We start from the raw sequence: 26,495 nt of genomic DNA, 5'->3' as shown, positions 1-26,495 counted from the left end.
TAGAGTCAATCACTTTCCACTCAACCGCATATCTATTCAATTTCTGCTAGCGGGCCAGTTCTTCCTTCAGGGCCTGGAGGAAGGCGTCGACGTCTTCCTCCGTGGTGTCGAAGGAGCACATCCAGCGCACGTCGCCGGCCTGCTCGTCCCAGAAGTAGAAGCGGAACCGCTTCTGGAGCCGGCGGCTGACCTCGTGCGGGAGGCGCGCGAAGACCGCGTTGGCCTGTACCGGATAGAGGATCTCGACCCCGTCCAGGGCGCGCACGCCGTCCGCGAGGCGGCGGGCCATCGCGTTGGCCTGCCGGGCGTTGCGCAGCCACAGGTCCTTGGCGAGCAGCGCCTCCAGCTGCACGGACAGGAAGCGCATCTTGGACGCGAGCTGCATGGACAGCTTGCGCAGGTGCTTCATGTGACTGACCGCGTCCGGGTTGAGGACGATCACGGCCTCGCCGAAGAGCATGCCGTTCTTCGTGCCGCCGTACGAGACGACGTCGACCCCCACCGCGTTGGTGAAGGCGCGCATCGGCACGTCGAGGGAGGCGGCCGCGTTGGCTATCCGGGCGCCGTCGAGGTGCACCTTCATGCCCTTGGAGTGGGCGTGCTCGACGATGGCGCGGATCTCGTCCACGGCGTAGACGGTGCCCAGCTCGGTGTTCTGGGTGATCGAGACGACCTGGGGCATCGCCCGGTGCTCGTCCTCCCAGCCCCATGCCTGCCGGTCGATGAGCTCGGGGGTGAGCTTGCCGTCCGGGGTGGGCACGGTGAGCAGCTTGAGGCCGCCCATGCGCTCCGGCGCGCCGCCCTCGTCCACGTTGATGTGGGCCGATTCGGCGCAGATCACGGCGCCCCAGCGGTCGGTGAGCGCCTGGAGCGCGGTCACGTTCGACCCGGTGCCGTTGAAGACCGGGAAGGCCTCCGCGAGCGGGCCGAAGTGGCTGTGCACGATCCGCTGGAGGTGGTCGGTGTAGTCGTCCTCGCCGTAGGCGACCTGGTGGCCGTCGTTGGCGAGGGCGATCGCCGCGAGGATCTCGGGGTGGACTCCGGCGTAGTTGTCGCTCGCGAAGCCCCGGACCGACGGGTCGTGGTGACGACGGGCGTCGGTCCGGTGTCCGAGGGCGGCGGTCACGGTGCGGGGGTCAGCCACAGGCGCTGTCCATTCACTTCCTGGGCGGGCCGGTCCCACAGGCCGGCGATCTCGTCGGCCAGGTCCTTGACGTCGGTGAAGCCCGCGAACTTCGCATTGGGGCGTTCGGCGCGCATCGCGTCGTGCACCAATGCCTTGATCACCAGGATGGCAGCCGCCGCCCGGGGGCCGTCCTCGCCCCCCAGCTTGCGGAAGGAGTCCGCCATGGCCAGCGTCCAGGCCTCGGCCGCGGCCTTGCCCGCGTTGTACGCGGCGTTGTTGGCCTGCGGCTTGTGGGCGCCGACCTGGCTGACCAGCGCGTAGCGGCCCCGGCCGCCGCTGCGGAGCAGGGCGTCGTGGAAGGCGAGCGAGGTGTGCTGGACGGTCCGGATCAGGAGCTTCTCCAGGAAGTCCCAGTCCTTGAGGTCGGTCTCGGTGAAGGAGGGACCGCCGCGCCAGCCGCCCACGAGGTGGACGAGCCCGTCGACCCGGCCGAACTCCTTCTCCGTCTTGTCCGCCCAGCCGCGCGTGGCGTCGAGGTCGAGGAGGTCCACCGTGTCGCCGACGACCTTGGCTCCGTGCACCTCGCGGGCCGCCTCGACCGCCTCGGCGAGCCGGGCCGCGTCGGCGTCGGCGGCGACCACGGTCGCGCCGGCGCCGGCGAGGCGGAGCAGGGCCGCCCGGCCGGCGGGGCCCGCCGCGCCGGCCACCGCGACGACCGCGCCGTCGAGGGGTCCGCCGTTTCCGTTGGCGTTCATGGACGCCTCCTCCGTGTGCTCCGTACCGTCGGTCACGCGGCGGCCCGCTCGGGCATGTCCGCGGCGGTGATCCCCTTGGTGCCGGCGATCACGCCCTTCATCTTCTTGGAAAGGGCCTCGAAGAACATGCTGAGCGGAAACTCGTCGGGAAGCACGTCGTCGACGAGCTTGCGCGGCGGGAGCGTGAGGTCCAGGGCGTCGGGGCCCTTGGCCCACTTGGAGGCCGGGTGCGGGGCGAGGTAGCCGGAGACGAACTCGTACGCCTTGATCCAGTGGACCAGCTTCGGGCGGTCGATGCCGTCGCGGTAGAGCGTCTCGATGTCCGAGCAGAGGCGGTTGGTGACCTCGGGGGCGCGGTCCCAGTCGATGGTGAGGACGTTGTCCGTCCAGCGCACCACGTCGTTCTTGTGGAGGTACGCGAAGAGGAGCTGGCCGCCCAGACCGTCGTAGTTGCGGTTGCGGTCGCCGGTGAGCGGGAAGCGGAACATCCGGTCGAAGAGGACCGCGTACTGCACGTCGCGGCCGTGGGAGTTGCCCTCGGCCTCCAGCTTCACGGCCTCCTTGAAGGCGGTGAGGTCGCAGCGGAGCTCCTCCAGGCCGTACATCCAGAACGGCTGGCGCTGCTTGATCATGAAGGGGTCGAAGGGCAGGTCGCCGCGGCTGTGGGCGCGGTCGTGGACCAGGTCCCAGAGGGCGAAGGCCTGCTCGCAGCGGCTCTGGTCGTCGAGCATGGCGGCGATGTCCGCGGGCAGCTCCAGGCCCAGGGTGTCGACGGCGGCCTCGGTGACCTTGCGGAAGCGGGCGGCCTCGCGGTCGCAGAAGATGCCGCCCCAGGTGAAGCGCTCGGGGACCTCGCGGACGGCGACGGTCTCCGGGAAGAGGACGGCCGAGTTGGTGTCGTACCCGGCGGTGAAGTCCTCGAAGGTGATGCCGATGTAGCCCGGGTTGTCGTAGCGGGTGGCCTCCAGCTCGGCGAGCCACTCGGGCCAGACCATGCGGAGGACGACGGCCTCGAAGTTGCGGTCCGGGTTGCCGTTCTGCGTGTACATCGGGAAGAGCACGAGGTGCTGGAGCCCGTCCGCGCGGTCGGCGGCCGGGTGGAAGGCCAGCAGCGAGTCCAGGAAGTCCGGGACGCCGAAGCCGTCCTCGGACCACTTGCGCAGGTCGGCGACGAGGGCGCGGTGGTACGCGGCGTCGTGCGGCACGAGCGGGGAGAGCTGCTCGACGGCGGCCACCAGCCGGTCCACGGTCAGCTCGACGAGGGAACGCGCGGGCGCGCCCTCGGCCTCGAAGTCGACCGAACCGTCGGCACGCTGCCAGACGCGGATCTCCTCCACGGCGTTCTTGAGCTCCGGCCAGGCAGGGTGGTCGATGACGCGGGCGGTGGCTATCCCCTCACCGGTCACGTCCTGCACAAGAATTTCCGTCATGCCTCTTCCTCCACAGGAGAACCTTGCGTAAAGGAACCGTATCCACGCATGACTCAGGACCGCAAGAGGAGCAAGAGAAATTCTCTTGCGAGACACCCCCTCGACCGAATTTTTTCCTGTCAGTCGGGGGGTGAACATGTGCTTCCGGCGGAAGGATCAGACCAGGGGCTTCACCAGGAGCTCGAAGCGGAGGTCGTCGCGCCGGGGTCGGCCGAAGCGCTCGTCGCCGTACGGGAAGGGGCTCGTCTCGCCCGTGCGCCGGTAGCCGCGCCGCTCGTACCAGGCGATCAGCTCCTCCCGGGCGGTGATCACCGTCATGTGCATCTCGCGGACGTCCCACAGCTCGCGGACCCGCCGCTCGGCCTCGGCGATGATCCGCTTGCCGAGGCCGGCGCCCTGGAGCTCGGGCCGGACCGCGAACATGCCGAAGTAGGCGGCCTCGCCGCGGTGCTCAAGCTGGCAGCAGGCGACCGTGTCGCCGTCCCGCTCCACGAGCAGCAGCACGCTGCCCGGGGCGGCGATCACGGCGGCCACGCCCTCCGGGTCGGTCCGCTGCCCGTCCAGGAGGTCCGCCTCGGTGGTCCACCCGCCCCGGCTCGCGTCGCCCCGGTAGGCCGACTCGACGAGCGGCACCACCACCGGCACGTCGTCGAGCACCGCCTGCCGGTAGGTGACGGTGCCGGGCTCCGGGCTCGCGGCGGTGTCGGGAACGGGCGTGGCGGTGTCCATCGTGCGGGGCTCCCCTCGGGCGCTGTCGACCGGCGTGCGCGGTCGTCCCGAGCCTAACGCGCGCCGCCGCACCCCCTTTCGTACGCCTGTGCGCGCCCGTGCGCCCGCGTGCGCGCACCCGGCGGCGGGCAGTCCCTTCCCGGGGCACGAGTCGAGGGGGGTGTGCCGTGCACGGACCGGCCCTGTCGGGGTGGCTGCTCGTCGCGCTCTGCGCGGCCGTCGGGGGGTACTGCGCACTGCGGACCCGGGCCAGCGCGGGCGAGGAGCGGCGGGCGGCGCGCGCGGAGGCGGTGATGGGCTTCGGGATGGCGGCGATGGCACTGCCGCCCGCCGTGCTCACCCCGCCGTCCTGGAGCTGGGCGGGGTACGCGGCGCTCTTCGGCGCGGCGGCGGCGGCCGACCTCGTCGCGGCGCGCCGGGACGCACACCGGCTGCACCACGCGGTCGGCTCCCTCGCCATGGTCTACATGGCGCTCGCGATGGCCCCGTCGGCGGCGACCGGCGCGCAGGGGGTGCACGCGGCGCACGGCGCGGGGGCGGCCGGGGGGATACCGCTCCTGACCGGCGGGCTGCTCCTCTACTACGCGGTGTACGTGCTCCGCTCCGGGGCCCGGCTCGTCCCGGCCGGCCGGCCCGCCCGCGGGGGGAGACCGGCTGGCGGCGGGGGGACCGGCTGGGCGAACCGGCCTGAGCTCACCCTGGCCTGCCGGCTGTCGATGGGACTCGCCACCCTGGCGATGCTGTGCACGCTCTGAGTCCCTTGTCCCGCGCGGACGTTCGGGCTCACCGCCGGTGAAACCGTGGCGTACGTCACTTGACGGGTGAGGCCATACCCCCGGGGAGCACCCCGCTCGTAGGGTGACGTCCATGTGGGTCTCCCTCGCGCTGCTCCTGCTCGGCGTCCTGACCGCGCTCACCGCGCCCCGGCTGCTCGCCCGGGCCGACTGGGCGGAGCGAGAACCGGTCGTGGCGCTCTGGGTGTGGCAGTGCGTGGTGGCCGCGGTCCTGGTCAGCTTCGCGCTCTCGATGACCTTCAGTGCCGCCGCCGCCTGGCAGGCCGTGCGCGGGCAGGTCTTCGCGCCCGCGCCGCGCGCGGTCCTGGAGGCGTACGAACTCTCCACCGACGGCGGCCCCTGGTCGGCGGCGCTCGCCGTGGTCCTCGCGGCCGGCGGGCTGTGGACCGGCGCCATGCTCGGGCGCGAGATCGGGCTCGCCCGCGCCCGCCGCCGCAAGCGCCGCGACGACCTGCTGGTCCGCGCCCCGCAGCTGCCCGGCGAAGAGCCGGACGGCGGGCGGCTCGTCGTCCTGGAGGGCGAGCGCCCCGATGCCTGGTGGCTGCCCGGCACCACGCCCCGGCTCGTCATCACCACCGCCGCGCTGCGCCGCCTGAGGGGGCGACAGCTCGACGCGCTGCTCGCCCACGAGCAGGGGCACGCCCGGGCCCGGCACGACTGGCTGCTCCACTGCTCCGGCGCCCTCGCCTCCGGCTTCCCCGGCATCCCGGTCTTCACCGCCTTCCGCGAGGAGATGCACCGGCTGGTCGAACTCGCCGCCGACGACGTGGCCTCGCGCCGCTTCGGACGGCTCACCGTCGCGCTCGCCCTGGTGGAACTGAACGAGGAGCGGGGCGTCTTCGCCGCCCCGCCCGGCACCGGCCCCGAGGCCGGGCTCCCCCAGCGCGTCGACCGCCTCCTCACCGCCGCCCCCCGGCTCCCCGCCGTCCATCGCCTGCGGCTGACGGCGACGGCGGCCCTCGTCCCCGCGGTCCCGGTGCTCATCGCCTTCTTCCCCGGCCTGGCCGCCCTCGGCTGACGCCGTGACGGCGGGGAGGAACGCTCCGGCGGAGACCCGGACCCGCGACCCGCGGGACGGTGCCGAGCGGGACGGGTCGCGGCGGGCGATCCGGCAAGATCGAGGAATGCGAAATTCCGCGATGGTCTCCGGAGGGCTCGCCCTGATCCTGCTCGTACTCGTGGCGGCCAAGTGGTCCCCACTCCTCGCCTTCGACCGGTCGGTCGACGAGGCACTGCACAGAAGCGCCGTCGCCCAGCCCGGCCTCACCCGCGTCCACCGGGTGCTGAGCGACTGGGTGTGGGACCCCTTGACGCTGCGGGCGCTGGCCGTCGCCGTGGCGCTCCTCCTCGTGCGGTACGGGTACCGGCGCCTCGCGCTGTGGGTGGTCGGGACCCTGCTGGTCGCGGCCGGGGTGCAGCAGGGCGTGAAGGCGCTGGTCGACCGGGAGCGGCCGGTGTGGCGGGACCCGGTGGACTCGGCGTCGTTCGCCGCCTTCCCGTCGGGGCACGCGATGACGGCGGCGGTGGTCTGCGGGCTGCTGCTGTGGGTGTTCGCGCTGGTGGGGCGAGAGCCGTGGTACGGCTGGGGGACGGCGGCCGGTCTCGCGGCGGTGTCGGTGCTCGGGGTGGGCTGGACCCGCGTCTACCTCGGGGTGCACTGGCCCTCGGACGTGCTGGCCGGCTGGCTGATGGGGTGGTGCTGCGTGGCCGTCGCCGTGGTCGCGTACCGGCGGAGGCCCGGCGACGGACCGCTTCCCGCTTCGGCGGGCGAGTCGCGCGGGCAGGAAGGGGACGGGACATGACGAGGCCGCCCGTCCTGGACGATCCCCCGTGTCGCCCAGGAAAGGCGGCCTCCCCGCCGTCGCGCCACGGGGGCGGGACGACGAGCCACGCTGAGTATATTGGCCGCGAGCCAGTCAACGCAGGAGCCCAGCATGACGCCGCGTAGCCCATCGGTCAACGAAGAGCTTCGGCGACGCTCCCGGGAGCGGATCCTGGCGGCTGCCGTGGACCTCGTCGGGCGCCGTGGGTACGAGGCGACCACCCTCGGGGACATCGCCCGGGAGGCGGGGGTGGCGCGCGGTCTGATCTCGTACTACTTCCCCGGCAAGCGCCAGCTGCTGCAGTCCGCGGTGCACCGGCTGATGCACCTCACGCTCGCCGAGGCGCTGGAGCGGGCGCCGCGCACCGAGGACGGCCGGGAGCGGCTGGCCCGGGCGATCGACGCGATCCTGGGCCTTGCGGTGGACCGCCCGACGCTGATGCGCACGCACATGGCCGGCATCCTCCAGGCCGAGGGCTTCGTGCGCTGCGAGGAGCAGCAGCGGCTCGCCTTCCTGCTGCGGGACACGGTGGAGCGGTACGGCTCGGAGGACGTGGACCGGGACTATCCGCTGCTGCGGGCGCTGCTGATGGGGGCGGTGGTGGCGGTGCTGCTGCCGGGGGCGCCGATGCCGATGGCGCGGCTGCGGGCGGAGTTGTTCCACCGCTACGGCCTGGACTGGGAGAGCGGCGTGCCGCCGGACGGTGGTCCGCCCGACGGCACGCTCTGAGGGGTCCGGGGTCAGTCCCGGTCGCCGAAGTCCTCGAAGTAGTCCGGCTGGGTCTGGACGTTGAGCTCGTCCATCCGGATCCGCTTCGCGGGGTCGGTGCGCCGGTCGGAGATCTTCAGGACGTCGAGGCCCCGGGCGATCTCGTTCGAGTAGACGTGGCCGTTGTAGTAGTACGCGGACCACGAGCCGCCGGTGGTGAGGGCGGTGTCGGAGACCGGGCCGCGGTCGAAGTAGCCGATCTCCTTCGGGTGCGCGGAGTCGGTGAAGTCCCAGACCGAGACGCCGCCCTGGTACCACGCCTGGACCATGAGGTCCTTGCCCTTGACCGGGATCAGCGAGCCGTTGTGGGCGACGCAGTTCTCGGTGGCGGCCTGGTGGCGCGGGATCTTGAAGTAGCTGCGGAAGACGAGCTGGCGGTTCTTGCCCTTGCCGGTGATGTCGTAGATGCCGTTGGCGCCGCGGTTCGGGCCGACGGCCGCGTTGCAGGTGGCGCCGCCGCCGCCGCCGAGCTCGTCGGTGAAGACGACCTTGTTCGCCTTCTGGTTGAAGGTCGCGGAGTGCCAGAAGGCGAAGTTGACGTTGTCCTGGACCTGGTCGATCACCCGGGGGCGCTCGGGGTCGGAGACGTCGAAGAGGATGCCGTCGCCCATGCAGGCGCCGGCGGCGAGGTCCTTGCCGGGCAGCACGGTGATGTCGTGGCAGCCGGTGGTCTTGGAGACGCCCGGGTTGATCGGGCCGCCGGGGTTGCCGCCGCCGTCGACGCCGTCGCCCGGGAAGAGGACCGGGAAGGCGACGACGCGGGCCTGCTGGGGCGCCTCGCGGGGCACCTTGATGACCGAGATGCCGTCGTGCGGGGGCCGGCAGTCGGGGAAGTTCGTGTTCGGCGAGTAGGAGGAGACGTACACGTACACGTCCTTGCGCTGCGGCAGGAGCGTGTGGGTGTGGGAGCCGCAGGCGGTCTCGACGGAGGCGACGTACTTCGGGTTCGTGACGTCGCTGATGTCGAAGATCTTCATGCCCTCCCAGGACTCCTTGACGGAGGCCGGCTGCGTCGTGCTGGTGCACGAGTCGTCGCTGCGGGAGGAGTCGGTGGAGAGGAAGAGAAGGTCCCCGGAGACTGAGATGTCGTTCTGGGAGCCGGGGCAGAGCACCTGGGCGACGGTCTTCGGGGCCTTCGGGTCGCTGATGTCGAAGATCCGGAAGCCGTCGTAGTTGCCCGCGAAGGCGTAGTCGCCCTGGAAGGCGAGGTCGGTGTTGAGGCTCTGGAGCGCGTCCTTGGGGACGTTCGCCAGGAGCTGGATGTTGTCGGTCTTCACGATCTCGTCGACGCCGGGTATCGCGCCGCTCTCGATCGCCGCCCGCGCCTCGGCGGCCTGCGCGGCCGGGACGGGCGCCTGGACCGGGGCGTCTCCGGGGTCGGGGGTGGCGGCGGCCGTGCCGCCGACGAGCAGCGCCGCCAGGAGGCCGGCGGCGGCGGTGGCCGCGCCGAGGCGTCTGGTCCGGGAGCGTGGACTCTGCGGGGTATGCAACGAGGTCACTCCGTCCTCCGTGTTTTCCGTTCAATGCTGAACGGTGCTGGACCCCGGCAGTATGTTCCTTGGCGTGCACATACCAACAGATGGCAACACAGATGTCATGAGGGAATCCGCGCAACCCCCCGGGAAGACCTGCTAGGAACGGCCCCTGAGTCCGCAAAACCCCCTGGAGGCACCGTTGCTGAACCGCCATCGCCGACGCGCCGCGCTCGCCGTGCCCCTCTCCGCGCTGGCCGTACTCACCCTGGGAGCCTGCGAGTCGGGCTCCGGCGCCGCCGCGTCGGAGCCGGCGCCGACCGGCACGGCCGCGGCGGTCGTGGCGCCGGGAAAGCCCGGTGAGCCGGCCCGGCGGATCTCACCGGAGGAGGCGGCGAGCCTGCTCCCCGACGAGCGGCCGAACGGCGCGGACTTCCGGTACGTGCAGATGATGGTGGTGCACCACCGGCAGGCCCTGACGATGACCGCGCTGGCCCCGAGCCGTGCCGGATCGCCCCGGGTCAAGAAGGTGGCCGAGCGGATCGCGGCGGCACAGCAGCCGGAGATCGGCGCGATGGAGGGGTGGCTGGCCACCCACGGCGGGCCGCGCGACCAGGGCGCCCACGACCATCACGCGATGCCCGGCATGGCCACCGAGGCCCAGCTGGCGGAGCTGCGGGAGGCGCGGGGCGCGGCCTTCGACGCGCTGTTCCTGGAGCTGATGGTGCGGCACCACGAGGGCGCCGTGACGATGGCGGCCGAGGCGCTCGGCCAGGGCAACAACATCCAGGTGGAGGAGATGGCGAACGACGTGATCGCGCAGCAGACTGCCGAGATCAACCGGATGCGGTCGCTGTGAGTCCGGCGCCCTCGGGCGCTCCGCTCGGGACCTGGCGGGCGGACTGGGCCTCGGCCGCCGCCAGGACGGTGTCGAGGAGGCCGGGGAAGAGGGCGTCGAGGTCGTCGCGGCGCAGGCCGTTGAGCTTGGCGGTGCCCCGGTAGTCCTGCCGGATGACGCCGGCCTCGCGGAGCACCCGGAAGTGGTGGGTGGTGGTCGACTTGGTGACGGGGAGGACGAAGTACGAACAGCTCAGCTCGGTCTCCGCGGCGGCCAGTTCGCGGACGATCCGCAGCCGCACGGCGTCCGAGAGGGCGTGCAGGACCGATTCCAGGCGGATCTCCTCGCACGCGGGGTGCTCCAGGAGGCGGGTGCTGGCGGGGGTCGTCATGGCGGCGGCTCCACTGGGTCCGGAGGGGTCGTACCGGGCGGCCTCCATTGTACGAGGATCCTCGTAGTTTGACGGTCGCCGTACTACGATGGGTACCGTACGAGCATCCCGTCGGGCCGCCCCGCGCCCGGCACCCCGGCCGTCCCGAAACGGAGTCCCCGATGAGCGCCGCCCTCTTCGAGCCCTACGCCCTCCGCTCGCTGACCGTCCCCAACCGCGTCTGGATGGCGCCGATGTGCCAGTACTCGGCGGAGGTCTTCGGCCCGAACGCCGGCGTCGCCACCGACTGGCACTTCGCCCACTACGGCTCCCGGGCCACCGGAGGCGCCGGACTGATCCTGGTCGAGGCCACCGCCGTCGCCCCCGAGGGCCGCATCAGCCCCGCCGACCTCGGCCTGTGGAACGACACCCAGACCGAGGCGCTGCGCCGGATCGCCTCCTTCCTCAAGGCGCAGGGCACCGTCCCGGGCATCCAGCTCGCCCACGCCGGCCGCAAGGCCTCCACTCAGCGCCCCTGGCTCGGCCGCGGCCCCGCCCCGGCCGAGGAGGCCTGGCAGCCGGTGGCACCGAGCCCGCTCCCCTTCGACGAGGGCTACCCGGTGCCCACCGAGCTGACCGAGGACGGCATCCGCGAGATCGTCGGACAGTTCGCGGCCGCCGCCCGCCGCGCCCTGGCCGCCGGCTTCGAGGTCGCCGAGGTGCACGGCGCCCACGGTTACCTGATCGGCGAGTTCCTCTCCCCGCACAGCAACCACCGCACCGACGCCTACGGCGGCTCCTTCGAGAACCGCACCCGGCTCGCCCTGGAGGTCGTGGACGCGGTCCGCGCCGTCTGGCCCGAGGAACTGCCGCTCTTCTTCCGCGTCTCGGCCACCGACTGGCTGGAGGAGGCCGGTTGGACCCCGGACGAGACCGTCCGCTTCGCCGCCCTGCTGCGCGAGCACGGCGTCGACCTGCTCGACGTCTCCAGCGGCGGCAACGGCGGGCCCGCGTCGATCCCCGTCGCCCCCGGCTACCAGGTGCCCTTCGCCGCGCGCGTCAAGGCCGAGACCGGGCTGCCGGTCGCCGCCGTCGGCCTCATCACCGAGCCCGCGCAGGCCGAGAAGATCCTCGCCAACGGCGAGGCCGACGCGGTGCTGCTCGGCCGCGAGCTGCTCCGCGACGCCTCCTGGCCGCGCCGGGCCGCCCGCGAGCTGGGCGCCACCACCCTCACCCCGCCGCAGTACGCCTGGGCGATCTGACCCGGCACCCACCCCGGGACACCCCGTGACGGGACCGTCACGGGGTGTCCCGGGGTCGTTGTCAGTGGCCGGGTGCAGACTGGCCCGTATCCGCGACAACGGCGTCCTGGAGGTGGGCCCCATGCCCGACGTACTTCTCACCGTAGGCACCCGCAAGGGTCTCTTCATCGGCCGCAGGCACGACGGGCGCTGGGAGTTCGACGAACCCCGCTTCCCGGCCCAGGCCGTCTACTCGGTGGCCATCGACACCCGGCCGGACACCCCCCGGCTGCTGGTCGGCGGAGACAGCTCCCACTGGGGGCCGTCCGTCTTCCACTCCGACGACCTCGGCCGGACCTGGACCGAACCGCCCGCGCCCGCCGTCATGTTCCCCCAGGACACCGGCGCCTCCCTGGAGCGCGTCTGGCAGCTCCATCCGGCCCCCGCCCACTCCCCCGGGGTCGTCTACGCGGGCACCGAACCGGCCGCGCTGTTCCGCTCGGAGGACGGCGGCGCCTCCTTCTCCCTGGTCCGGCCGCTCTGGGAGCACCCGAGCCGTTCGGCGTGGGTCCCGGGCGGCGGGGGCGAGGCCGTGCACACGGTCGTCACCGACGAGCGCGACCCCGGGGCGGTCACCGTGGCCGTCTCCACCGCCGGCGTCTTCCGCAGTCGCGACGGCGGCGCGTCCTGGGCCCCCGCGAACCGCGGCGTCGCGGCGACCTTCCTGCCCGATCCGCACCCGGAGTTCGGCCAGTGCGTCCACAAGATCGCGCAGGACGCGGGGGACCCGGACCGGCTCTACCTCCAGAACCACTGGGGCGTCTACCGCAGCGACGACGCCGGCGGCAGCTGGACGGACATCGGCGGCTCGCTCCCCTCCGACTTCGGCTTCGCCGCCGCCGCGCACCCGCACCGCCCCGGCACCGCCTACGTCTTCCCCATCACCGCCGACTCCGACCGGGTCCCGGCCGAGCGCCGTTGCCGGGTCTTCCGCACCACGGACGCCGGCGCGAGCTGGGAGCCGCTGCACCAGGGCCTCCCCCAGGGCGACCACTACGGCACGGTCCTCCGCGACGCCCTCTGCACCGACGACGCCGACCCGGCGGGCGTCTACTTCGGCAACCGCAACGGCGAGGTGTACGCCAGCGCCGACGACGGCGACAGCTGGCAGCTGCTCGCCGAGCACCTGCCCGACGTGCTGTGCGTACGGGCCGCGGTCGTCTGAACGCCCCGCGGCCGTACGGCCGTCGGCGCACCGCTCAGGGCAGCAGCCAGTCCACCGGCTCCGCGCCCTGGGCGACCAGCATCTCGTTCGCCCGGCTGAAGGGCCGGGAGCCGAAGAAGCCCCGGTCGGCCGAGCGGGGGGACGGGTGCGCCGACTCGACGGCGGGCAGGTCCCCGAGCAGCGGACGGGCGTTGCGGGCGTCGCGGCCCCAGAGGATGGAGACCAGCGGCTTGCCGCGGGCGGCGAGGGCGCGGATGGCCTGCTCGGTGACCTCCTCCCAGCCCTTGTTGCGGTGCGCGCCCGCGTTGCGCGGGGAGGTGGTCAGAGTCCTGTTGAGCAGCAGGACGCCCTGCCGGGTCCAGGGGGTGAGGTCGCCGTTCGACGGGCGGGGGTGGCCCAGGTCGGTGTGCATCTCCCAGAAGATGTTCAGGAGGCTCCCCGGCAGCTGTCGCACCTCGGGCGCCACCGCGAAGCTCAGGCCGATCGCCATCCCCGGCGTGGGGTAGGGGTCCTGACCGACGATCAGGACCCGCACGTCGTCGAACGGCTGCTGGAAGGCGCGCAGCACGTTCGGTCCCGACGGCAGGTAAGTACGGCCCGCGGCGATCTCCGCGCGCAGGAAGTCGCCCATCTCGGCGATCCGGCCCGCCACGGGCTCCAGCGCCTCGGCCCAGCCGGGCTCCACCAGTTCGTTCAACGGTCTCGCAGTCACGGTCCGTCACTCTAGCGGCCTACACCGACAACGCCCTCCGGCCTAGACTGCGGGCCCCAGGACCCCACCGGGAAGGGACGGTTGCAGCGTGGACTCCGAGAGCGGTCACGACGGCGGACCGATGGACCCGGTGGTCGTCGGCATCGACTCGGGCGGCTCGGGGCTCCGCGTCGCCCTCGCCCGGGCCGCCGACGGGACGGTGCTCGACCGGGCGGCCGCGCCCGGTCCGGTGCGGACCGGCCCCGGCGGGATCTCCGCCGCCCACTTCCTGGAGTCCGTGCTGCCCGCCGTCGCCGCGCTGCGGGCCCTGGCCGGGGAGGGACGGCCGGTGCTCGCCGCGGCCGTGGGCGCCGCCGGCATGGCGACGCTCGGCGAGGAGCTGCGGGCGGTGCTCCCGGGGGCCTTCGCCGAGGCGTGGGGGGTCCGCGGGACGGTGCTCGCCGCCGACGCCGTCACCGCCTACGCGGGGGCGCTCGGCACCCGGCCGGGCGCGGTCGTCGCCGGCGGCACGGGGCTGATCGTCCTCGGCACCGACCTGACCGGCTGGCGCCGCGCCGACGGCTGGGGCCACCTCCTGGGCGACTGCGGCAGCGGCGCCTGGATCGGCCGGGCGGGCCTGGAGGCGGCGATGCGGGCACACGACGGACGGCGCGGCGGTTCGCCCGCCCTGCTGGCCCGCGCCGAGGAGGTCCACGGTCCGGCCGCCGGGCTGCCCGCCGCGCTCTACCCCCGCACCGACCGGCCGGCGGTCCTCGCCGCCTTCGCCCCCGAGGTCGCTGCCTGCGCGGCCGACGGCGAGCCCGTCGCGGTCCGGATCCTGGAGCGGGCGGCCGGCCACATCGCCGAGGCCGCCGAGGCGGCCTGCCCGCCGGATCCGGCGGCCGTGGTGGCGCTCACCGGCGGACTGTTCCGGCTCGGCGACCCGCTTCTCGTACCGCTGCGGGCGGCGCTCGCCGAGCGGCTGCCCGGGGTCCGGACCGTCGCTCCCGCGGGGGACCCGCTGCACGGCGCCCTGACGCTGGCCGGGGGGCTCGCCACCGGGGCCGGGGGGCTGCCCGAGGACCCCGCGCTGCTGCGGTACCTCTGAGCCCGCGGCGGGCATCGCCGCTGGTCCGGGGCGTGCGGAGGCGACCCATCGGGCCCGGTCCACGATCCGGCGCACCCCCGAACGGACATACAGGGGCAGAAGGCGCATGGTCGCACCTCACCGAACGCTCCCGTCCGCAAAACCAGTAGCATGCGGCGCCATGAGCACCCCCACTGGGCCCGCCAACGGCCTGCCTGTACGAATGCCGCGCCCCCGCCCGTCCGGGCGGCACCGTCGCCCCGACCCGGCGGCGGCGCCCGAGGGCGCTCCCGCCCTGGTGCTCGCCGTCCCCGGCGCGCCCTCGGCCGCCATACGTTCGCTGGCCGAGGAGCTGGTGAGCATCGCCCGGTCCGAGCTGCCCGGCCTGGAGGCCGCGATCGGCTTCGTGGACGGCGACGGCGAGGAGTACCCGACGCTCGCCGGCGTGCTGACCGCAGCCGCGGAGCTCCGCGAGGAGCGGTACCGGATCGCGGTGGCGGCCGGCCGCGAGGTCGAGGCCCCGCAGGGCCCGGCCGCGATCGTCGTCCCGCTGCTCGCCGGTCCGGACAGCGCCGTCATGCGCCAGGTCCGCCAGGCCGTCATGGACAGCGGCAACACCGCGGAGCTGACCGACGTGCTCGGCCCGCACCCGCTGCTCGCCGAGGCGCTGCACGTGCGCCTGTCGGAGGCCGGGCTCGCCCGCGCCGACCGCGCCCGGCTCTTCACCGTCGCCACGGCCGCGGACGGCATCGTCCTGGCCACGGTCGGCGGCGAGGAGGCCGTCCAGGCCGCCGGCATCACGGGCATGCTGCTCGCGGCCCGGCTCGCCGTGCCGGTGATGGCCGCCGCGCTCGACCAGGAGGGCTCCATCGCCTCCGTCGCCGAGCAGCTGCGCGAGGCGGGCGCGGTGCAGCTGGCGCTGGCGCCCTACCTCATCGGCCCGGAGCTGGCCGAGGGCCTGCTCGACGAGGCGTCGAAGGAGGCCGGCTGCCCGGCGGCCGAGGCGCTGGGCGCCTACCCGGCCATCGGCAAGCTGATCCTGTCGCAGTACTCGGCCGTGCTCGGCCTCCCCCAGCAGGGCGCGGCGCCGGCGCACTGACGCCGCGGCACCGCACGAGGGCCCGCACCGACGGTCGTCGGTGCGGGCCCTTCCGCGTGCGCCGCGCGGCCCCGGGGCCGTATCAGCCGAAGACGACGCAGGTGACCGCCGGGGCCTCGACCGCGCCGGCCCTGACGGGGGTGCCGGTCTCGGGGTCGACGTCGAACCAGGTGACGTCGCCGGAGCGCTCGTTCGCCGCGTACAGCCGCCGTCCGGACGGGTCGAGGGCCAGGTCGCGGGGCCACGCGCCGCCGCAGGGGACGGTGGCGGAGCGGATCGCCTCGTCGCCCGCCGGGGAGAGGACGAGGACGGCGAGGGTGTCGGTGCCGCGCACGGCGACCCAGAGGAACCGGCCGTCGGGCGCCACGACGACGGCGGAGGGGTACGCGGGCCCGGCGGCGTCCGTGTCCACGAGCGGGATCTCCGCGAGCGGCGTCAGTTCACCGGCCCGGGCGTCCCAGCGGCAGACGGTGACGGCGGGCTCCAGCTCGCCGACGACGTACAGGTGGCCGCCCGCCGGGTGGAAGGCGAGGTGCCGGGGGCCGTAGCCGGGCCGCAGGGCGGTCTCGCCGTGGAGGCGCAGGGCGCCGGTGGCGGGGTCGAGGGCGCAGACCCGGACGGAGTCGGTGCCCAGGTCCACGGTGAGGACCCAGCGTCCGCTCGGATCGGGGAGGACCTGGTGGGCGTGGGGGCCGGCCTGCCGGTCGGCGACCGGGCCGCCGCCCTCGTGGTGGAGGACGGCCGTCGCGGGGCCGGGGACGCCGTCCGCGCCCAGCGGCAGGGCGGTGACGCTGCCCGAGGTGTAGTTGGCCGTGAGGAGGTGGCCGGCGGCGACGGCCAGGTGTGTGGGGCCGGCGCCGTCGACGGGCACGGGGGCGCCGAGCGGGCGCGGCGCGGGCCCGCCGGGGGCGAGGGCGGCGACGGCGCCCGGATCGGTCTCGGAGACGGCGTAGAGGACGCCGCCGGCGAGGGCGAGGTAGGACGGGTCGGCGACGGCGTCGGTGGCGCCGGTGACGGTCAGCGCGCCGGTGACCGGGTCGACGTCGGCGGCGAGCACGCCGCGTCCGCCCGCCGAGGTGAAGGAGCCCAGGTAGGCGCGTACCGGCCCCGTCCCCCGCCCATGTGTCTCGTCGGTCCCGCCCACGGCGCCTCCCTGCCCCGGGGCCGGTCGCTGCGACCGGCCGTCTGCGGGCGACGTTAGCAGGCGGTCTAGACCAAGCCTGATCAGCCGGGGGGCGGAGTCCGTCAGGAGCGGACCAGGAGGGAGCCCGGCGGGGTGCGCAGCGGCTCGTCCAGGGCGGCGAGCAGCCGCTCCAGACCGCTGACGTGGCCGAGGGCGGCGGGCGCCGGATCCGCGGCGGGTTCGGGCTCGGCAGCGGGCGCGGGACGGGCCGGACCGGGCGAGGTGAGGCCTTCGACGGCCGCCTCGACCCGCCAGCAGGCGGCGGCGAGCCGGGCGTCGTGGCCGGCGTCGGGGTCGGCCGCGACGGCCGCCAGCCCGCGCACCTCGGCGGCGCACTCGTCGAGCAGGGCGAGGACCTTCCGGGCCCGGGCCTTGCGGCCCAGGAAGGGGCTCAGCGGGTGGACGAGCGGGGCGAGGGAGAGCCGCACCCGGCCGAGCACCAGGTCGAGCTCGGCGACGTGCGGGCTCGGGTCGGCGGCCTCGTCGCCGGCGAGGCGCCGCTCGGAGGCGGCGGTCGCCGCGTGGACCGCGCGCAGGGCGCGCTGGATCCAGGCGTCGTTGATGGCGTGGGTGGTGACCGGGAGGATCAGCAGCACCGCGAGGGCGGCGCAGACGGCGCCGACGACGGTCTCCTCCAGGCGGAGCACGAGGAGCGCCGGGTCGAGGACGCCGAGGAGGCCGTAGAGCAGGCCGGCCATGACGGTGACCGCGAGCATCATCCAGCTGTAGGAGAGCGGCGCGGTGTAGAAGATCCCGAAGACGCAGACGGCCACCAGGAGGGCGGTGGGCAGCGGCGCGCCGTGCAGCGGGAGGGCGACGACCATGCCGACGGCGATGCCGAGCAGCGTGCCGAGGAAGCGGCGGAAGCCGCGGACCAGGGTCTCGCCGCGCGAGACGGTGTTCACGAAGATCCACCAGGTGGTGCCGACGGCCCAGTACCAGCGGTCCTCGGAGAGGACCTGGCCGATGCCGAGGGCGACGGCGCAGGCGGCGGTGGCCTGGATCGCCTGCCGGGTGGTGATCCGGGCGAGGCCGGTGCCGGGCAGCGGGGCGGGGGCGGCGGGCGGCGGGGTGCGCCGCTCGATCGGCCAGAGCGCGAACCGTACGGCCCCGGCCGCCGCGAGGGCGATGCCCACGGCCGCGTACAGCTCGGGGAGCTGGGCGGGCAGGGCGTGCAGGAACTGGGTGCTGAAGAAGTTCATGAAGGCGAAGATGCCGAGCGCGTGGCCGCGCGGGCCCCAGCGCCGGGCGTAGACGCCGGCGAGGACGACCAGCAGGAAGGAGGCGTCCCGCAGGAGGGTGTGGTCGTGCAGCAGCGTGGCGAGCGCGAGCACCGGGAAGCCGGCGAGCGGCAGCAGCAGAGTGGTGACGGCCTGGCCGCGGACGGTGGCGTCGGTGACGGTGAACAGGGCGAGCAGCGCCGCCAGTCCTCCGGTGATCGACGCGGTCAGCGAGAAACCGGCCAGCTCGGCGACGGTCACCGCGAGCGCGATGCCGAGCACCGCGCGCAATCCGGTCCTGAGCCGGAGGAGCCCCGGGTCCGGAGCCACGAACATCTTCTTCACGGCGGTCGGCCGCCCCCTCGTCTTGCCGCTCGCCCGCCGCACGCCCTGCCCCGGAGGTGGTGGGGCGCGTACGGACACGACGAAGGCGCCGGCGTCCGGAGCGGCCTCGTCGCCGTCCCGGCGCTGCGGCGCCGCAATCTTCTGATGGACACAAGAAAAACACCGACCGGGCCCTTGGCTCAAATCGTCTTCGAAACGCTGGGCCATTGGCCCGGTGTCGGGCTCTTGGGCTGGCCCGGCTGTGGGCCGCTGGACCAGTTCGGACGCCCAGCTGCTCAGCCGAGGGCGGACGGAGCGGCCGGAGTCCGGCGCAGCAGGGCGGCGAGCGCGGTGTGGCCGCGCCGTTCGGCGTGCGCCAGGGCGGTGGTGCCGTACGCGTCGGCGAGCCGGGGGTCGGCGCCGGCGGCGAGCAGCAGCGCGACGACCTTCTGGTGGGCCGGGCCGCCGTCGCCGAGGATGACGGCCTCCAGGAGGGCGGTCCATCCGAGGGCGTTGACGTGGTCGACGTCGATCGGGGTGTCGCGCAGGACGGCCCGGACGTACGGCACGTGGCCGCGTTCGGCGGCCGGGATGAGGCTGGTGCCGCCGAAGCGGTCGGTCAGCCGGAAGTCGGGGGCGGGGTCCGCGGCGAGCAGCACCCGCAGCATGGCGACGCTGCCGGTGACGCCGGTGACCAGCCAGGGGGTGTCGTGCCGGGCGTCCCGGGCGTCGGGGTCGGCGCCGGCGTCGACGAGCGCGCGGGCGGCCCCGACGTGGTCGCCGAGGACGGCGAGCAGCAGCGGGGAGCGCAGCTCCTCGTCGCGGGTCTCGGTCGGGGCCCCGTCGGCGAGCGCGGCGCGGACGCCGACGGCGTCGCCCCGGCGGGCGGCGGCGAGGAGGCGGTGGTGGGGTGCGGCGGTCACGGCGGCCTCCTCGGACGCAGGGGGGCGGGAGCGCGGGGTGCGGGGCGGGGCCGACGGCGTCCGGGCGGGCGTGCCCGGACGCCGTCGGGGTTTCGGGGCCCCGTGGGGCCGGGCGGTGTCACTCGGCGAGGGCGTCGACGCCGGCCTGGGCGAACTTCTGGTCGAGGTCGCCGGAGGGGGCGCCGGCGACGCCGATGCCGGCGATCGGGGCGTTCTTGCTCGTGACGGGTGCGCCGCCGCCGAGGAAGAGGGTGCCGGGGATGTCCTTGAGCTGGGGGGCCCGCTCCAGGCGCTCGACGAGCTCGGTGGTGGGCGCGTTCCAGGAGACGGCCGTGTAGGCCTTCTTCTCGGCGGACTCGTAGGACTGGGGGCCGGCGCCGTCGCCGCGGAGGGTGACGAGGGTGTTGCCGTTGCGGTCGACGACGGCGACGGAGACGCGCCGGTTCTCCTTCTGGGCGGCGTCGAGGGCGGCCCGGGCGGCCTTGGTGGCGGCGTCGATCGTCAGGTGGGTGCTGGTGGTGGTGTTCTTGTTCTTCGCGTCGGCCTTGACGGCGGCGGCGGGGGCGGCGGCCGGGGTCGCGGCATCGGCGGAGACCGCGCCGAAGGCGCCGGCGCCCAGGGCGACCAGGGCCGCACCACCGGTCAGGACACGGACGCGCTTCGAGATCTGCTGCATGGACGGACACTCCTCCGGCTCGGTGGGAGGCACTCGCGCCGTCCCGCTCCGCCTCCATCCTGGGTCCGGTCCGCGACCCGGACGGTCGGCCCGGAGGCTGGCCGTCCGGCCCCGCCCGGCGGACCGGGGGGTCGGCCGATCGGACGACCCCGGACCGTGCCGGCCTGCTGTACGCGCGCCGGTCCACGCGCCGGAGGGACCGGTCCACCCACTGGGTAGAGTCGGACCATTCCGGCAGATCGCCCCGCCGGACCGACCCTCACACCGGCGCGGCCCGCGCCGGTGGGCACGGAGAGGCAGGCCGGCACGCCATGGCGGTGGACGAACTCGACACCCGCATCCTGCGGCTCCTGATCGAGCAGCCGCGCACCAGCGTGCGGGAGTACGCGCGCATCCTGGGCATCGCCCGGGGCACCGTACAGGCACGCATCGACCGGCTGGAGCGGGACGGCGTGATCACCGCGACCGGCCCGGTCCTCTCCCCCGCCGCGCTCGGCCATCCGGTGCTCGCCTTCGTGCACGTGGAGGTCACGCAGGGCCATCTCGACGAGGTCGGCGACGCGCTGGCCGCCGTGCCGGAGATCGTCGAGGCGTTCTCCATCACCGGCGGCGGCGACCTGCTGACGCGCGTGGTGGCCCGGGACGCGGGCCACCTGGAGGACGTCATCCAGCGGCTCATCCGGCTGCCGGGCGTGGTCCGCACCCGCACCGAGATCGCGCTGCGCGAGCGGGTCGCCCACCGGATGCTGCCGCTGGTGGAGTCGATGGGCCGGGGCGGCGCGGAGCGGAGCACCGGGGGCCGGTGAGGCGGCGGGCCGGTGTCGGTCCCGGGAGGGGGCGGCGGGCCGGTCGGCCGGGGGCGGCGGGCCGGTTCCGGTTCCGAGGGGACAGCGGGCCGGTTTCGGTCCCGGGGCAGGTGACAACCCGGGTGCGGGGCGGGCGGCGGCGTGGCAGGGTACGGGCGTTCCCGCGTCCGCGCACCTCCTCACGTACCGGAGCCGTCCATGGCGATACCCGACCGACTCGTGCCCCTGCTCGCCGAATTCGACTTCGCCCGCGAACGGCTGACGGACCGTCTGTCGGGGCCGGTGGTGGACAGCGGCAACGGCACGGACGTGCCGGTGGGCCCGATGACCGACGCCGAGTACCTGTGGGAGCCCGCGCCGGGCTGCTGGTCCGTACGTCGGCGGGCCGACGGCCCCGGTCCGGCCGCCGCGCTGCTGACCGGCGCCGGCGAGTGGGGCCGGGAGACCTCCCCGTATCCGCATCCCGTGCCGCCGCCTTTCACCACGCTCGCCTGGCGGCTCACCCACCTCAGCGAGCTGCTGGCGCTCCGCGCCGACCACACGAACGGCACCCGCTCGCTGACCCGCGACGACTACCGCGCGCCCGGCGACGCGGCCGCGGCGATCACCGACTTCGACGTGTCGGCCGGGGCGTGGCGGGCCGCGCTGCTCTCCGTCGACGACAAGGACCTCGACACGGTCGGGCACTGCTCCTACCCGCACGGCGGCGACCCGGAGGAACCGTTCCTGGACGTCGTGTGGTGGGTCAACCAGGAACTCCTGCACCACGGGGCCGAGATCGCCCTGCTGCGCGACCTGTACCGGGTCCTCGCCCGTCCCGCCGTCTGACGCTCAGCCGGTCGTGCGGGCCAGGACGAGGGCCACGTCGTCCTGGGCCGGGCCCACGAGGAGCCGGGCCAGGACGACGTCGCACACCTCGTCCAGCGTGCCGCCGGCCCGGGCGATGGCCTGTTCCAGGGCGCGGCCGAGCTCGCTCATCCCGACGTCGAGGTCCCGGTCCCTGGCCTCGATGAGCCCGTCCGTGTAGAGCACCAGCAGGCCGCCGGGCGGCAGCGGGAGTTCCTCGGTGCCGAAGTCGTGGGCGCCGGTGCCGAGCGGGGTGCCCGGCGGCGCCTGGAGGAAGGAGACCGCGCCCTCGGGCGTGACGACGGCCGGCGGAAGGTGCCCGGCCCGGGCGATCGTCCAGGTGCCGGTGACCGGGGAGTGCACGGCGTAGAGGCAGGTCGCCATGGTGTCCTCGCCGAGATCGGCGACGACGGCGTCGAGGGAGCGCAGCATCTCGGTGGGCGGGATGTCGTGGCGGGCCAGGGTCCGCACGGCGGTGCGCAGTTGTCCCATGACGGCGGCCGCGTGGATGCCGTGGCCCATCACGTCGCCGATGACGAGCCCGGTGCGGCCGCCGGGCAGTTCGATCACGTCGAACCAGTCGCCGCCGACGTCGTGGGCGCTCGCGGGCAGGTAGCGGCCGGTGAGTTCGAGGCCGGGGACGGCGGGCAGGGCGCTGTTGGTGAGGCTGCGCTGGAGCGCGAGGGCGGCGGCGCGCTGGGTGGTGTAGAGCCGGGCGTTGTCGATGTTGAGCGCGGCTCGGGCGACGACCTCGTCGATGAGCACCGCGTCCTGGTCGTCGAAGGGTTCCCGGGTCTTCAGGCGGGTGACGGTGACGGCGCCGAGGACCTGACCGCGGGCGACCAGGGGCACGGTGCGGGCGGAGCCGAAGCGGGTCGACAGGTACGCGCGCAGCGACTCGGCGGCCTTGCCGGGGAAGAGGACCGGGATGTCGGCGTCGGTGAGGAACGTGGGCCGGCCGTCGAGGACGAGCCGCTCGTACGCGGATCCGGCGGGCAGCTGGAAGGTCTGGCCGGGGCCCAGGAGCGGGCTCGGCGGCACCGGCTCGGGGAAGACGGCGGCGATGCGGCGCAGCACGCCCCGGGAGGAGGCGGCCGGGTCGTCGGGCTCCAGGACCGCCTCCAGCATCTGCACGTCGGCCGAGTCGCAGAGCTGCGGCACGAGGAAGCGGACCACCTCCTCGGCGGTCTGCCACAGGTCGAGGGTGGTGCCGATGCGCGCGCCGGCCTCGGCGAGCAGGGCGAAGCGGTGCCGGGCCCGCTCGACCTCCAGGTGCGCCTCCTGGCTCTCGGTGATGTCGACGAGGGAGGCGATGAGGCCGAGGGGGCGGCCGGGGCCCGCGGGGTCCGCCGCGCCGTCGGCGTGCCCGGGAGGCGCGTGTGCCGGGGCGGTGTGGCCGGGGGCCGGGGTCGTGGGCCCGGCGGCGTCGGCGCCGCCGGGGAGGGAGCGGGTGCCGCGGTCGACGAGGGGTGCGTAGGAGCAGGACCAGATGTGGTCGCGGCCGGGGTCGGCGGGGGTGCGGCCGACGCGGCGGGCGTCTATCACGGGCGTACGGGTGTCGAGGACCTGCCGCATCAGGGACTCCAGGGAGGCGGCGTTGACTCCGGGGACGACCTCGGTGAGGCGGCGGCCGACGTGTTCGGCGGCGGCCACGCCGTTCATCCGGGCCAGGGCGTCGTTGACCCGCAGGAAGCGCAGGTCGGGGCCGAGCAGCGCGAGCCCTATGGGCGACTGGGTGAAGAGGCTCTCCATGGCGGCGAGGTTCTCCCGCATCCGCAGGACCTCGGAGGTCTCCACGGCGATGAGCATGGCGCCGGGGCGGCCCGTCGGGTCGGCGGCGGGCACGATCCACATCTCCATGGGGACGGTGTGGCCGTCGCGGTGGCGGACGGGGAGGGTGCCGACCATGGTCTCGCCGGCCTGGACGCGGCGGGTGAGCCTGTCGGCGAGCTCGCGGTTGGCGTCGGGCACGAGGAGCGGCGAGGCGGGCAGGCCGAGGACGTGCTCGGGGCGGTGGCCGAGCAGGTCCTGGGCGGCGAGCGACCACTCGACGATCCGCCCTTCGGCGTCCTCGCGCCACAGCGCGATCGGGAGCAGTTCCCGGAGCACGCCCGCGTCCCCGACGGCCGCCCGCGGCGGCTGCGGAACCCTGCTCGGTGACGACTGATGAGCGTCCACGCATCGACCTACGCATCGGCCTGGCCCCGGGGGGCAATCCCTATCGAATCACCCTAGCCGAGGAGCCGTCGGGGAGCTTGCGAGGCGCCTCCGTTCGGTGAGCGCCCGCCTGCCGCGGGGTCAGAAGGCGAAGATCGCCCCGGTGCGGGCGCTCAGCTCGCAGGAGTTGCCGTACTGGCGGGTGAAGGAGACGGGCCGGCCGCGCCAGAGTCCCTCGGCGCGGACCTCGACGGGGTCGTAGAGGAGGACGCACGCGGTGTCGGACTCCCGGTCGACGCGGCCCCGGGAGGCGTCGAGGTCGGCGCAGGCGGCGTCGGCGCGGGGGTGGTCGCCGCCGGCCGGGTCGCACCGGAGGGTGACGGTGCGCGCGGCGGGCGCGGGGACGGCGGCGGATTCGGGGGACGGGGCGGTGGTGCCGGGGGCGGGGCCGGTGACGGTGAGCCGGAGGGTCGTCGTCGGGGCGGGGACGACCGGTCCCGCGTCGGACGCGGAGGTGCCGACGGCGGGTGCCGCGAGGAGGAGGGCGGCCAGCAGGGCCGTGGGGGTGTACGGATTCATGTCCGGTCAACGAGTCACGGGGACCGGGGGTCACCTCCCGGCTCCCGAGGGGCCGGCGGGCACGTCGTGGCGAGGACTCGCCAGATGGCGGGGGCCCGGGCGGCGAGAAGGCGCCACGTCCGCCGCGCGGAGGACGAGGGCGCACGGCCGACGGAGTGGCCGATTCCGGGAGGTCGGTGCGGCGGGCACCTTGGCGCGCGGGGCCCGTCAGGGTTCCCGCGCACGGCCGGACGGCCGGATCCCGCCCTTGGTCACGCAAACCGCCCATGGACACACAGGGCGTAATCAACGCTGGACACGTGCGTCTGGCGCCCCTCCGCACGCCCTGGCGAAGCCGATCTTCCGGAGCGCACTCTGGTCCGTGAGCACGAACGGGAGGGGTGGCACGTGGAGCGCGACAGGGGCGGGGACACGACGGGACCCGTCGAGCACGGCGGCGCGGACGTCTGTGTGGTGGGGGCCGGTCCGGTGGGGCTGACGCTCGCGATCGGGCTGCGCCGGCTCGGCCTGGGGGTGCGGATCGTCGACGCGGCGCCGGAGACGAAGCGGGAGGCCCGTGCGCTGGTGCTGTGGGCGAGGGCCCGGGAGGCGCTGCACTCGCTGGGCGTCGGCGCGGCCCTGGACGCGCACGGGGTGGAGCTGAGCGCGGTGACCGTACACGCCCGGGGCCGGCGGCTGGGCGAGCTCACCACCGGCTGGGCGCACTCCGCCTTCGCGCGCCCGCTCAACATCGAGCAGCACGTCATCGAGCGTCTGCTGGCCGCGGAGCTGGCCGGCCTCGGCACCCGCGTCGAGTGGAACACCGAGCTCACCGACGTCAAGGTGCACGACGACCGGGCCGAGTTCACCCTGCGGCACGGCGACGGGCGGGTCGAGTCGGGCGGCGCGGCGTGGATCGTGGGCTGCGAGGGCACCCGCAGCACGGTGCGGGACCGGCTGGGGATCGCCTTCGAGGGCCGCCGCCGCACCGGCCTCCAGGTCGTGCAGGGCAACGCGGTGCCGACCTGGCCGCTGGCCGGGGAGCCGGGACGCGGGCACATCTTCCTGGCACCGCGCCGGGCGCTCCTCGTCTTCCCGCTGCCCGACGGCGGCTACCGCTTCTTCTGCTTCCGCGACGACCCGGACCCCGCGCTCGGGTCTCCCCCGACCCTCGACGAGCTGCGCGACCTGGTCGCCGAGACCGCCCGCATGCCGGGGCTGCGCCTCGCGCCCGCCCCGTCCCGCTGGCTCAACCGCGCCCGGTTCAGCGACCGGGTGGCCGCCCGGCTGCGCAGCGGGCGCGGACTGCTCGCGGGGGACGCCGCGCACGCCTGGGCACCGGTCGGCGGCCACGGCATGAACGTGGGGGTCCTCGGCGCCCACAACCTCGCCTGGAAGCTCGCCGCCGTGCACCGGGGCGAGGCCGGGGACGCGCTGCTCGACACGTACGACGCGGAGCAGCGGCTGCTCGCGCTGCGGTACATCCGGGAGATGCGGCCCAACTTCATGGAGCTGCCGCTGCCGCCCCTCGGGCACCGGGCGTTCACCGCGACCGTGCCCGCCGCGCTGGCCAGGCCCGGCTTCCAGCGGCGGCTCGACCTGCGGCTGAGCGATCTGGTGCGCCACCACCGCGACAGTCCTCTCTCGGTCCGCGTCCCGACCGCCGGGCGGGCCTCGGGCGCGCGGGCCGGCGACCGGATGCCGGACGCCTCCGTGGTCCCGGCGGAGCCCCGGCCCGGCGCGGGAGGTCCCGGGGAGGCGGTGCGGCTGCACCGGCTGCTCGCGTACGGGACGTGGACGCTGGTGCTGCGCGCGGACCGGGCCGACGCCGTCACCCTCGGGGCGCTGCGCGCGGCCTGCGCCGGGACCGTCGCCGTACGGCTGCTGCCGGTGACGCCCGCGGACGCGCGGGCGGAGGCGGCGCTGGGGGATCCCGCGGAGCTGCGGCTGGTGCGCCCCGACGGCTACGTGGGCCTGGTCGCCCCGCTCGGCGGCGTCGAGCCGCTGAGGGCGTACGTGGCGGCGCTCGCCACCGGCGCGAGAGCCGCCGCCCGGCCCTGAGCCGCGGTCGCCCCGCGCCGGTGCCCTCCCCCCTCTCGTCCTTCCGCCCTGTCGCCTTGCGGCTGTCTCGTCTTCTCGTCCCAGAGCCTGCGCGCCGAACCGTCCGGGAGTCGGATCCTGATGTCCACCCATCCCCTCCACCCCGCCGCCGTCGCCGTTCCCCGGCCCCGTCCCGGCCCGTCGCCCCGCAGGCGTCCGTGCGCGGCCGGCACGGTGACCGTCGTCGGGGCGGGGATGGCCGGGCTCGTCGCCGCCTACGAGCTGGAGCGGCTGGGGTTCCGCGTCTAGGTCCT

26 protein-coding genes are annotated in these 26,495 nt (G+C 74.9%); 13 read left to right on the top strand and 13 right to left on the bottom strand.

Annotated elements, in window-relative coordinates; all coding sequences use genetic code 11:
• Positions 1-46: 46 nt before the first annotated feature.
• The 4 genes from IE245_RS28170 to IE245_RS28155 form a co-directional block, all read right to left on the bottom strand.
• The gene (locus IE245_RS28170) at positions 47-1,144 is read right to left on the bottom strand and encodes a threonine aldolase family protein (RefSeq protein WP_373305413.1); all 1,098 of its coding nucleotides are present in this window, start codon (positions 1,142-1,144) and stop codon (positions 47-49) included.
• Positions 1,123-1,881, bottom strand: coding sequence for an SDR family NAD(P)-dependent oxidoreductase (locus tag IE245_RS28165; protein ID WP_189952557.1), 759 nt, complete (start codon positions 1,879-1,881; stop codon positions 1,123-1,125). The genes IE245_RS28170 and IE245_RS28165 overlap by 22 nt, the downstream gene beginning before the upstream one ends.
• Positions 1,882-1,913: 32 nt before the next feature.
• A complete protein-coding gene (locus tag IE245_RS28160) occupies positions 1,914-3,311 on the bottom strand; it encodes a DUF6421 family protein (RefSeq protein WP_189952555.1) in 1,398 nt (465 codons plus the stop codon).
• 156 nt (positions 3,312-3,467) lie between these two features.
• Positions 3,468-4,040, bottom strand: coding sequence for a GNAT family N-acetyltransferase (locus IE245_RS28155; RefSeq protein ID WP_189952553.1), 573 nt, complete (start codon positions 4,038-4,040; stop codon positions 3,468-3,470).
• A gap of 167 nt (positions 4,041-4,207) precedes the next feature.
• Here IE245_RS28155 and IE245_RS28150 point away from each other — a divergent pair, with 167 nt between their 5' ends.
• The 4 genes from IE245_RS28150 to IE245_RS28135 all read left to right on the top strand — a co-directional run bounded on the left by IE245_RS28150 (position 4,208) and on the right by IE245_RS28135 (position 7,386).
• Positions 4,208-4,795, top strand: coding sequence for a DUF5134 domain-containing protein (locus IE245_RS28150; RefSeq protein ID WP_189952551.1), 588 nt, complete (start codon positions 4,208-4,210; stop codon positions 4,793-4,795).
• Between the two features lie 112 nt (positions 4,796-4,907).
• Positions 4,908-5,852 carry a M56 family metallopeptidase gene (locus IE245_RS28145; RefSeq protein ID WP_189952549.1) on the top strand — a complete coding sequence of 315 codons (945 nt, stop codon included), beginning with the start codon at positions 4,908-4,910 and terminating at the stop codon, positions 5,850-5,852.
• Between the two features lie 106 nt (positions 5,853-5,958).
• A complete protein-coding gene (locus IE245_RS28140) occupies positions 5,959-6,636 on the top strand; it encodes a phosphatase PAP2 family protein (protein WP_189952547.1) in 678 nt (225 codons plus the stop codon).
• Between the two features lie 132 nt (positions 6,637-6,768).
• Complete coding sequence (locus tag IE245_RS28135) at positions 6,769-7,386, top strand: TetR/AcrR family transcriptional regulator (protein WP_189952545.1); 618 nt, start codon at positions 6,769-6,771, stop codon at positions 7,384-7,386.
• An 11-nt stretch (positions 7,387-7,397) separates the two neighbouring features.
• On the opposite strand, the gene IE245_RS28130 is transcribed toward IE245_RS28135, so the two are convergent.
• On the bottom strand, positions 7,398-8,924 hold the full coding sequence (locus IE245_RS28130; RefSeq protein ID WP_189952544.1) for an LVIVD repeat-containing protein: 1,527 nt from the start codon (positions 8,922-8,924) through the stop codon (positions 7,398-7,400).
• Positions 8,925-9,099: 175 nt separating this feature from the next.
• On the opposite strand from IE245_RS28130, the gene IE245_RS28125 reads away from it, so the two are divergent.
• The gene (locus IE245_RS28125) at positions 9,100-9,756 is read left to right on the top strand and encodes a DUF305 domain-containing protein (RefSeq protein ID WP_189952542.1); all 657 of its coding nucleotides are present in this window, start codon (positions 9,100-9,102) and stop codon (positions 9,754-9,756) included.
• Here IE245_RS28125 and IE245_RS28120 read toward each other — a convergent pair.
• Entirely contained in the window at positions 9,734-10,126 is a 393-nt protein-coding gene (locus tag IE245_RS28120) for an ArsR/SmtB family transcription factor (RefSeq protein WP_189952540.1), read from the bottom strand. The genes IE245_RS28125 and IE245_RS28120 overlap by 23 nt on opposite strands.
• Before the next feature lie 161 nt (positions 10,127-10,287).
• On the opposite strand from IE245_RS28120, the gene IE245_RS28115 reads away from it, so the two are divergent.
• Positions 10,288-11,367, top strand: a complete 1,080-nt coding sequence (locus IE245_RS28115) for an NADH:flavin oxidoreductase/NADH oxidase (protein WP_189952538.1) — start codon at positions 10,288-10,290, stop codon at positions 11,365-11,367.
• A 121-nt stretch (positions 11,368-11,488) separates the two neighbouring features.
• Positions 11,489-12,571: a WD40/YVTN/BNR-like repeat-containing protein gene (locus IE245_RS28110; RefSeq protein WP_189952536.1), complete on the top strand. Its 1,083-nt coding sequence runs from the start codon at positions 11,489-11,491 to the stop codon at positions 12,569-12,571.
• A gap of 34 nt (positions 12,572-12,605) precedes the next feature.
• Here IE245_RS28110 and IE245_RS28105 read toward each other — a convergent pair whose 3' ends face one another.
• Positions 12,606-13,283: a uracil-DNA glycosylase gene (locus tag IE245_RS28105; protein WP_189952535.1), complete on the bottom strand. Its 678-nt coding sequence runs from the start codon at positions 13,281-13,283 to the stop codon at positions 12,606-12,608.
• A 121-nt stretch (positions 13,284-13,404) separates the two neighbouring features.
• Here IE245_RS28105 and IE245_RS28100 point away from each other — a divergent pair, with 121 nt between their 5' ends.
• The gene (locus IE245_RS28100; protein WP_189952656.1) at positions 13,405-14,370 is read left to right on the top strand and encodes an N-acetylglucosamine kinase; all 966 of its coding nucleotides are present in this window, start codon (positions 13,405-13,407) and stop codon (positions 14,368-14,370) included.
• 160 nt (positions 14,371-14,530) lie between these two features.
• Entirely contained in the window at positions 14,531-15,448 is a 918-nt protein-coding gene (locus IE245_RS28095; protein ID WP_189952533.1) for a sirohydrochlorin chelatase, read from the top strand.
• An 82-nt stretch (positions 15,449-15,530) separates the two neighbouring features.
• On the opposite strand, the gene IE245_RS28090 is transcribed toward IE245_RS28095, so the two are convergent.
• The 4 genes from IE245_RS28090 to IE245_RS28075 form a co-directional block, all read right to left on the bottom strand.
• Positions 15,531-16,592: a lactonase family protein gene (locus IE245_RS28090; RefSeq protein ID WP_189952531.1), complete on the bottom strand. Its 1,062-nt coding sequence runs from the start codon at positions 16,590-16,592 to the stop codon at positions 15,531-15,533.
• Between the two features lie 101 nt (positions 16,593-16,693).
• On the bottom strand, positions 16,694-18,187 hold the full coding sequence (locus IE245_RS28085; protein WP_189952654.1) for an FUSC family protein: 1,494 nt from the start codon (positions 18,185-18,187) through the stop codon (positions 16,694-16,696).
• A gap of 284 nt (positions 18,188-18,471) precedes the next feature.
• On the bottom strand, positions 18,472-19,098 hold the full coding sequence (locus IE245_RS28080; RefSeq protein WP_189952529.1) for an ankyrin repeat domain-containing protein: 627 nt from the start codon (positions 19,096-19,098) through the stop codon (positions 18,472-18,474).
• Between the two features lie 118 nt (positions 19,099-19,216).
• Positions 19,217-19,774 (bottom strand): GlcG/HbpS family heme-binding protein, encoded by a 558-nt coding sequence (locus IE245_RS28075; RefSeq protein WP_189952527.1) that lies wholly within the window; start codon positions 19,772-19,774, stop codon positions 19,217-19,219.
• A gap of 311 nt (positions 19,775-20,085) precedes the next feature.
• On the opposite strand from IE245_RS28075, the gene IE245_RS28070 reads away from it, so the two are divergent.
• Both IE245_RS28070 and IE245_RS28065 read left to right on the top strand, forming a co-directional pair.
• Positions 20,086-20,580, top strand: coding sequence for an Lrp/AsnC family transcriptional regulator (locus IE245_RS28070; RefSeq protein WP_189952525.1), 495 nt, complete (start codon positions 20,086-20,088; stop codon positions 20,578-20,580).
• 198 nt (positions 20,581-20,778) lie between these two features.
• Entirely contained in the window at positions 20,779-21,408 is a 630-nt protein-coding gene (locus IE245_RS28065; RefSeq protein WP_189952523.1) for a DinB family protein, read from the top strand.
• Between the two features lie 3 nt (positions 21,409-21,411).
• Here the strand turns inward: IE245_RS28065 and IE245_RS28060 are convergent, their stop codons facing one another.
• Together IE245_RS28060 and IE245_RS28055 are read right to left on the bottom strand one after the other, a co-directional pair.
• Complete coding sequence (locus IE245_RS28060; protein WP_189952521.1) at positions 21,412-23,604, bottom strand: SpoIIE family protein phosphatase; 2,193 nt, start codon at positions 23,602-23,604, stop codon at positions 21,412-21,414.
• Positions 23,605-23,724: 120 nt separating this feature from the next.
• On the bottom strand, positions 23,725-24,162 hold the full coding sequence (locus IE245_RS28055; protein ID WP_189952519.1) for an SSI family serine proteinase inhibitor: 438 nt from the start codon (positions 24,160-24,162) through the stop codon (positions 23,725-23,727).
• A gap of 387 nt (positions 24,163-24,549) precedes the next feature.
• Between IE245_RS28055 and IE245_RS28050 the strand changes: the two genes are divergently transcribed.
• Together IE245_RS28050 and IE245_RS37315 are read left to right on the top strand one after the other, a co-directional pair.
• Positions 24,550-26,202, top strand: a complete 1,653-nt coding sequence (locus tag IE245_RS28050; RefSeq protein ID WP_189952517.1) for an FAD-dependent monooxygenase — start codon at positions 24,550-24,552, stop codon at positions 26,200-26,202.
• A 120-nt stretch (positions 26,203-26,322) separates the two neighbouring features.
• Entirely contained in the window at positions 26,323-26,490 is a 168-nt protein-coding gene (locus tag IE245_RS37315; protein WP_229851588.1) for an NAD(P)-binding protein, read from the top strand.
• Positions 26,491-26,495: the final 5 nt, after the last annotated feature.

It is taken from the genome of Streptomyces roseolus (assembly GCF_014649855.1).
Lineage (GTDB): Bacteria > Actinomycetota > Actinomycetes > Streptomycetales > Streptomycetaceae > Streptomyces > Streptomyces roseolus.
Note: the sequence above shows the minus strand (reverse complement) of the source record. Positions and strands in the feature narration are given on the sequence as shown.